This window comes from uncultured Bacteroides sp. (genome assembly GCF_958445495.1).
GTDB lineage: Bacteria > Bacteroidota > Bacteroidia > Bacteroidales > Bacteroidaceae > Bacteroides.
In genome coordinates this window covers 20,421-27,275 of record NZ_CAUCSQ010000056.1, presented here as the reverse complement: position 1 = coordinate 27,275, position 6,855 = coordinate 20,421, and the positions used below count along the sequence as shown (strand labels likewise).

5 protein-coding genes and 1 pseudogene are annotated in these 6,855 nt (G+C 45.2%); all 6 read left to right on the top strand.

The genetic code is table 11. From position 1 onward, the window contains the following. Positions 1-71: 71 nt before the first annotated feature. A pseudogene (locus Q5076_RS15205) lies at positions 72-962 on the top strand (hypothetical protein); the annotation flags it as partial. Continuing rightward, a complete protein-coding gene (locus Q5076_RS15200) occupies positions 949-2,274 on the top strand; it encodes an O-antigen ligase (protein ID WP_303014455.1) in 1,326 nt (441 codons plus the stop codon). The pseudogene Q5076_RS15205 and the gene Q5076_RS15200, both read left to right, overlap by 14 nt. Next, a complete protein-coding gene (locus Q5076_RS15195; RefSeq protein ID WP_303014454.1) occupies positions 2,255-3,184 on the top strand; it encodes a glycosyltransferase family 2 protein in 930 nt (309 codons plus the stop codon). The genes Q5076_RS15200 and Q5076_RS15195 overlap by 20 nt, the downstream gene beginning before the upstream one ends. A 7-nt stretch (positions 3,185-3,191) precedes the next feature. Beyond that, positions 3,192-4,382 carry a glycosyltransferase family 2 protein gene (locus Q5076_RS15190; protein WP_303014456.1) on the top strand — a complete coding sequence of 397 codons (1,191 nt, stop codon included), beginning with the start codon at positions 3,192-3,194 and terminating at the stop codon, positions 4,380-4,382. Between the two features lie 24 nt (positions 4,383-4,406). Next, positions 4,407-5,525 carry a glycosyltransferase family 1 protein gene (locus Q5076_RS15185; protein ID WP_303014453.1) on the top strand — a complete coding sequence of 373 codons (1,119 nt, stop codon included), beginning with the start codon at positions 4,407-4,409 and terminating at the stop codon, positions 5,523-5,525. 186 nt (positions 5,526-5,711) lie between these two features. Continuing rightward, positions 5,712-6,842, top strand: a complete 1,131-nt coding sequence (locus Q5076_RS15180) for a glycosyltransferase family 1 protein (protein ID WP_303014452.1) — start codon at positions 5,712-5,714, stop codon at positions 6,840-6,842. Positions 6,843-6,855 lie beyond the last annotated feature (13 nt).

Genomic DNA, 6,855 nt, shown 5'->3' with positions numbered 1-6,855 from the left:
ATTCAATATAGTAAAAAGTCAAGTTGGGATAATATTTTGGTTTGGATAAACGTTGTTATCCGAAATTTCGGATAAGATCAAAGAATCTGGAAATGACCTCCGCTACCTTGAAGGTTCTCAATGAGCCTACTTATCCGATTGCCTCCAACTCGACTAACCGGAAGCAAATCATCATTGCAGTCTGCATCGGCAGTTTCCTGATAATCATCGCTTTGCTGGTGCTGATAGAGATACTGGACAGGACGTTGCGCGACGCCGCCCGTACCAAGCGGGTCACAGGGTACAGAACGATAGGAGCTATCCCCAGCCTTTCGACTTCCCGGTACGGAGGATTGACAAAAACCTATGTGCAGCTTTCCGTAAAGGAATTAACCAATTCCCTGCTCCGTTTCCTGGACAAGAGGAAGTCTCCCGGAGTGTTCATTATCAATCTGCTCAGCACCGGCAGGGATTCCGGGGAAGACGTAATAGGGAACCTAATCTGCGGGTATATGCAGAGCCGTATGCTGAACACCCGGTTTATCATCTATGGAGAAGATTTCAACACGGATTCCACCCAATACCTGCTTGCAAGAAGCATTACGGACTTTTACGCCTTGCAGGGGGAGGACATTCTGATAGTGGCTTATCCGCCATTGTCCGAGAGTAACATTCCAACCGCATTGCTGCACGATGCCAATGCCAACATATTGGTAGCTCCTGCAGACCGCGGCTGGAAAAGTACCGACAAGCAGCTCTGCGAACAGCTCATGTTACAGTTGGGCAAATCTGAAATTCCTTTCCGCATTTGCCTGACCAACGCCAGCCGTGAAGCTGCGGAAGATTTTACCGGACAGTTACCGCCATATACGATGTTACGCAGACTGGAATACCGTTTCAGCCAATTATCATTAACAGAGAAAATCATATTCAACCTCACAAGAAAAGCAAAAGAATCAGAAGACGAGGATGACGACGAATAGGATAATAACGTTTCATATACTTCTCGCAGCGCAATTCTTACTGGTTGCAGCAGGTATGTTTATAAATATCAAGACCGGTCTCTTCTCGATGATGATTATCTTGTTATTTACCGTTATCTGCCTGACACAACTGAACAATGACGAACAGACGGACTGGCGGCGCGGAAAAAACATAATGACTTATATGTTTGTAATCTGGCTGTCTTTCTATCTGCTGGAAATATTGAATCCCAACAACGTAATGGCGGCATGGAATATCAATATTACTCCTTACGCGCTTATCCCTTTAATATGCGCCTTTATCATTCCTCTGGTCATCCGCAGCAAAAAAGACATTGAGTTACTGTTGATTATCTGGTCGGTATTCGTACTGGTTTTCACATTGAAAGGGTATTGGCAGAAAAACCACGGATTCAGTTCCAAGGACCTTTACTTTTTATATGCGTTAGGCGGATGGCGTACCCATGTCATCTGGTCGGGTATCCGGTATTTTTCCTGTTTCTCCGACGCGGCGAACTACGGAGTCCATGCCGCCATGTCTGCTGTCATCTTTGCCATTTCCGCCTTTTTTACAGAGAAAAAATGGATGCGCTTCTATTTCCTTCTGGTCGCATTCTGCGGACTTTACGGAATGGGGATTTCCGGAACCCGTGCCGCAATGGGAGTCCTCATGGGAGGAATACTGATGATAACCATCATTGCGAAAAACTGGAAAGCTCTGTTAGGGGGTGTTTTCGTATCTATCTCCATTTTCTGCTTTTTCTATTTCACCCATATCGGAAACGGCAACCAGTATATTTATAAAATGCGTTCTTCTTTCCATCCTTCGGAAGATGCATCTTACCTCGTACGTGTGGAGAACCGGCAACGGATGAAGGAACTGATGGTTAAAAAGCCGTTCGGATACGGTATCGGCTTGTCTAAAGCCGGAAATTTCGAGTCTAAAGAACAAATGCCATATCCGCCCGATTCATGGCTTATCAGCGTATGGGTAGAAACCGGCATCATCGGACTGATACTCTACCTTTCCATACACGGTGTCCTTTTCGCATGGTGTTCATGGATACTGATGTTCAAGGTACGCAACAAGAACTTACGGGGACTGATAGCGGCATGGCTATGCATGGATGCCGGTTTTTTCATTGCCACTTATGTCAACGACATCATGCAATATCCCAACCAATTACCGATATACATAGGTTTTGCCCTTTGTTTTGCCGCTCCACACATTGACCGGCGAATCAGTGAAGAAGAAAATGCCCTAATATTCAATAAAGAGACCGACAACGAGAATGACAAACAATATTCCTGACATATCATTCATCACTATCTGCTACAACGGATTCAAAGACACTTGCGAGCTAATCGATTCATTACACCGGCACATCTCGTCCGTAAGCTACGAAATCATAGTGGTAGACAACGCTTCACTGGAAAATGAAGCGGCAAAGATACGGCAATTATATCCTTCGGTCGTTGCTATCCGCAGTGAGATGAACAAGGGATTTTCCGGCGGCAACAATATCGGGCTCCGGGCGGCAAAAGGGAAATACCTTTTTCTGATAAATAACGATACGTACATTGAAGCGGACGGAATCTCTTGTCTGATAGAACGTTTGGAGAGTCATCCGGGGATAGGGGGGCTCTCTCCGAAGATACGTTTTGCCTTTCCGCCTCAACAGATACAATTCGCCGGATTCACCCCTCTGACACCGATTACATTGCGCAACAATATGCTGGGATTCGGCTGTCCCGACGACGGAAGTTACGACACTCCCCACCCTACCCCTTATCTGCACGGCGCGGCCATGCTGGTAAAGCGCGAGGTTATAGAGAAGGCGGGAATGATGCCGGAAGTCTTTTTCCTTTATTATGAGGAATTAGACTGGAGCACAAGCATGACACGCGCCGGCTATGAATTATGGTATGAACCGGGCTGCACCATTTTCCACAAAGAAAGCCAAAGTACCGGGCAGTTAAGCAAATTGCGCACTTATTACCTGACACGCAACCGCCTGCTTTATGCCCGGCGTAACCTGCGGGGAGCCGCCCGCCTGTTCTCCATACTTTACCAAAGCACTGTCGCTGCCGGTAAAAACAGTCTTGCTTATGTGTTGAAAGGGCGCTTTGACCTTTTTTTCGCCGTTTGCCGCGGAGTCTGCAGGGGCTTGTTCATGCCTCCCTCTCCGGCCGTCTCAAATTACACACTACAAAAACAATGAATATATGATGGCTATCATCGACTGGATTCTCTACATTCCCCTCATGCTTTGCGTATGCTATTTGCTGTTATACGCCATCGCTTCAAAGTTCTATCGTCCTCCCCACTATCCTGAGGCACGTACATTCCGGCACTTTGCCGTGCTTTTCCCCGCTTACAAGGAAGACCGCGTCATCTTCTCTTCCGTGCGTACATTTCTCGAACAGGACTACCCGCAGGAACTATTCGATATCATAGTCATCTCCGACCAAATGCGGCAGGAAACAGTCGAGTCTCTACGTGCCCTTCCTATCCGTCTGATAACGGCAGATTACACGGAAAGCTCTAAAGCCAAAGCGCTTGCTATGGCGATGGATAGCATCGATATCGATTTATATGACATAGTCGTTATCATGGACGCCGACAATCAGACTGTCCCGGATTTCTTGTCTGCCATCAACCGTGCTTTCGATAACGGGGTGAGTTCCGTACAGGCACACCGCACCGGAAAGAATATGAATACGGATATTTCCATTCTCGACGGTATCAGTGAGGAAATCAATAACGGGCTTTTCCGCAGCGGACATAACGCACTGGGACTTTCTGCCGGTTTATCGGGTTCGGGAATGGCTTTTGAGGCCGGATGGTTTTACCGGAATGTAAAAAGGCTCCGGACAGCGGGTGAAGACAAGGAGCTTGAAACAATGCTCTTACAACAGCGGATTCATACTGTTTATCTCGCCAATTTACCCGTATTCGATGAAAAGACACAAAAAAAAGAGGCTATCAGCAATCAACGCAAGCGCTGGATAGCCGCACAATTCGGCGCTCTTCGCGCTTCACTCCCGGATTTGCCGAAAGCGTTCTTGCATGGTAATTTCGACTATTGCGACAAGATATTCCAATGGATGCTTCCGCCGCGCCTGATTCAACTCGCCGGAATATTCGGACTGACTTTCATCTTTACCGCCATCGGTATCCTACTGAGTGTATATGGCAACGGGGACGAATGGACCAGGGCGATAAAGTGGTGGATACTGTCGGCAGCACAAACGGCAGTGATGATATTGCCCGTACCGAAGGAGTTGCTTTTCAGTAGGCAGACCGGAAAAGCAATCATCAAAATACCCATACTAGCTCTCACTATGATGGGTAATTTATTCAGACTCAAAGGAGCAAATAAAAAATTTATCCATACAGAACATGGCGAACATCATTAATAATTATCTCCAAAGAAAGAATTTATGAAAATTGCTATCGAAGCCCAACGAATTTTCCGCACCAATAAGCACGGGATGGATTTTGTCGCTCTCGAAAGTATCCGGGAGCTGCAAAAGATAGACCGCGAAAACGAGTACTTCGTATTCGTCAGTCCCGGTACGGACAAATGCCTCAGGAGTTCGGAAAACCTGCATATCATCGAACTGAAATGCCCCACCTATCCTTTATGGGAACAAGTGGCGCTCCCCCGTGCCGTCAAACAAATCAAGCCTGATTTATTGCACTGTACCAGCAATACCGCTCCTTTATATTGCCCGGTTCCGTTGGTACTGACTTTGCACGATATCATTTATCTGGAAAAACGGCAATCTTCCGGCTTTACCTGGTATCAGGAGATGGGATGGCATTATCGTCGCATGATTGTCCCCCGTGTACTTCCCAATTGTGAAAAGGTCATTACCGTCTCTCAGTTTGAAAGACAACGGATTATCGATGCTTTACATTTGCCTGAAGAAAAACTGATAACCGTGTACAACGGATTCAACAATCATTTCCAGCCCCAGTCAAAAGCCCCTGAAATTATCCGGAAATATACAGATACGGACAATTACCTGTTTTTCCTGGGCAACACGGACCCGAAAAAGAATACTGTCCGGGTACTGAAAGCTTACAGTATTTATCTTAAACAATCAACCCGAAAACTGCCGTTACTCATTGCGGACCTCAAAGAGAATACCATCGACCGGATACTGGAGGAGGAAAAAATCACGGAAATCAAAAGTTTCCTCCGTTTTCCGGGTTATATCGCCAATAAGGACCTTGCGGCGGTTTATAGTGGCGCATTTGCTTTCCTCTATCCCTCGCTCCGCGAAAGTTTCGGTATTCCGATACTCGAAGCAATGGCTTGCGGCATCCCCGTCATTGCGGGAAATACGTCGGCTATGCCCGAAATTGCAGGTGAAGGAGCATTGTTAGCCAATCCGTTCAATGCGGAGGAGATTGCAAACAAAATATTGTTATTGGAAAAAGATGACAAGCTGTATCAACGGCAGGTTGAATACGGTTTAAGGCGGAGCCGGCAATTTTCATGGAGGAGGACTGCCGAATCGCTGTTGGATATATATAAAAAGTTTTCTAAATAAAAAAGTATGCAATCATAAATAAAAAAAGAGGCAATGCCGGCAGAAAAGCAAAAAACGGAAATATAACGAAAAGAAAATGGCATAAACGATATAACGGCATGTAAAAAGACAGCCGGAAAAGATAAAACTACCATATCTTTTAATTACCTTTGTTGCATAGCTTTGCTGCTCAAAATCCAAAGAAAAATGCATGAAAGTGAAGAAACAAACAATCATTCGATAAAAGCTCTTATTGTCTTTAGAGAAAATGGTGACGCAGATAATTTATTTGTACCGATATTGTGTGACGCTATCCGAATGGCGGGTATTAATGTAAAATATTCCATAGAGGATTTTTGGAATTCGGACACAATTTATGACATCATACATTTCCAGTGGCCCGAAGAGATGTTCGATTGGTCGTCCGATACCTCCAATATGATATGCCGCCTAAAAGAACGAATTCATTTTTTCCGTTCAAAGGGAACGCATTTTGTCTATACCAGGCACAATGTTTGTCCCCATCATGCAAATGAAATAATCAGCAAAGCATACGGTATCATAGAATCACAAAGCGACGTCATCGTACACATGGAACATTTCAGCCGGAATGAATTCATCGTGAAATATCCCAATAGCCGGAACATCATCATACCTCATCACATTTACCAATATACTTATAAGGAGAATATCAGCATGGAACGTGCCCGGCAGTATCTCAACCTGTCGCAAAAAGCATTTATCATTACCGCTTTTGAGGAATTCCACAACAGAAAAGAAAGGAATATGATGCTAAATGCATTCCACGCCTGGAACAAAGATTATAAATTGTTGCTCGCCCCGCGCCTTTATCCTTTTTCCCGAAGCAACAGGTATGGCAAGAACATCTTTAAACGATGGACATCGAGAATAGGGTACTATCTGCTCATGCCGTTATTCAACTGCATACGGAAATTACAGGCAGGAGCCAGTGACGAACGGATAGATGATTATGATTTCCCTTATTATATTGCTGCTTCAAATGTAATATTTATCCAACAGAAAGATGTGCTAAACTCTATTTATGTCCCTCTCGCTTTCCTTTTCCACAAGGTTGCGGTGGGACCGAATACCGGCAACACAGGCGAATTGTTGAAAAACACCAGAAACCCGACTTTCCAACCCGGCAACAAACAGGATATCGTACGGGCATTGGAAGAGGCGCAACGGCTGGCAGTTACGGAAAAAGGAGAAATGAATTATGCCTATGCCCTCGAAAATATGCATATCGATAAAGTAGGAAAACAATATGCCGAACTTTACAAAGAACTGGCGAACCGGCCTCTGTCTTACTGTTAGAATCCTGTCAGAC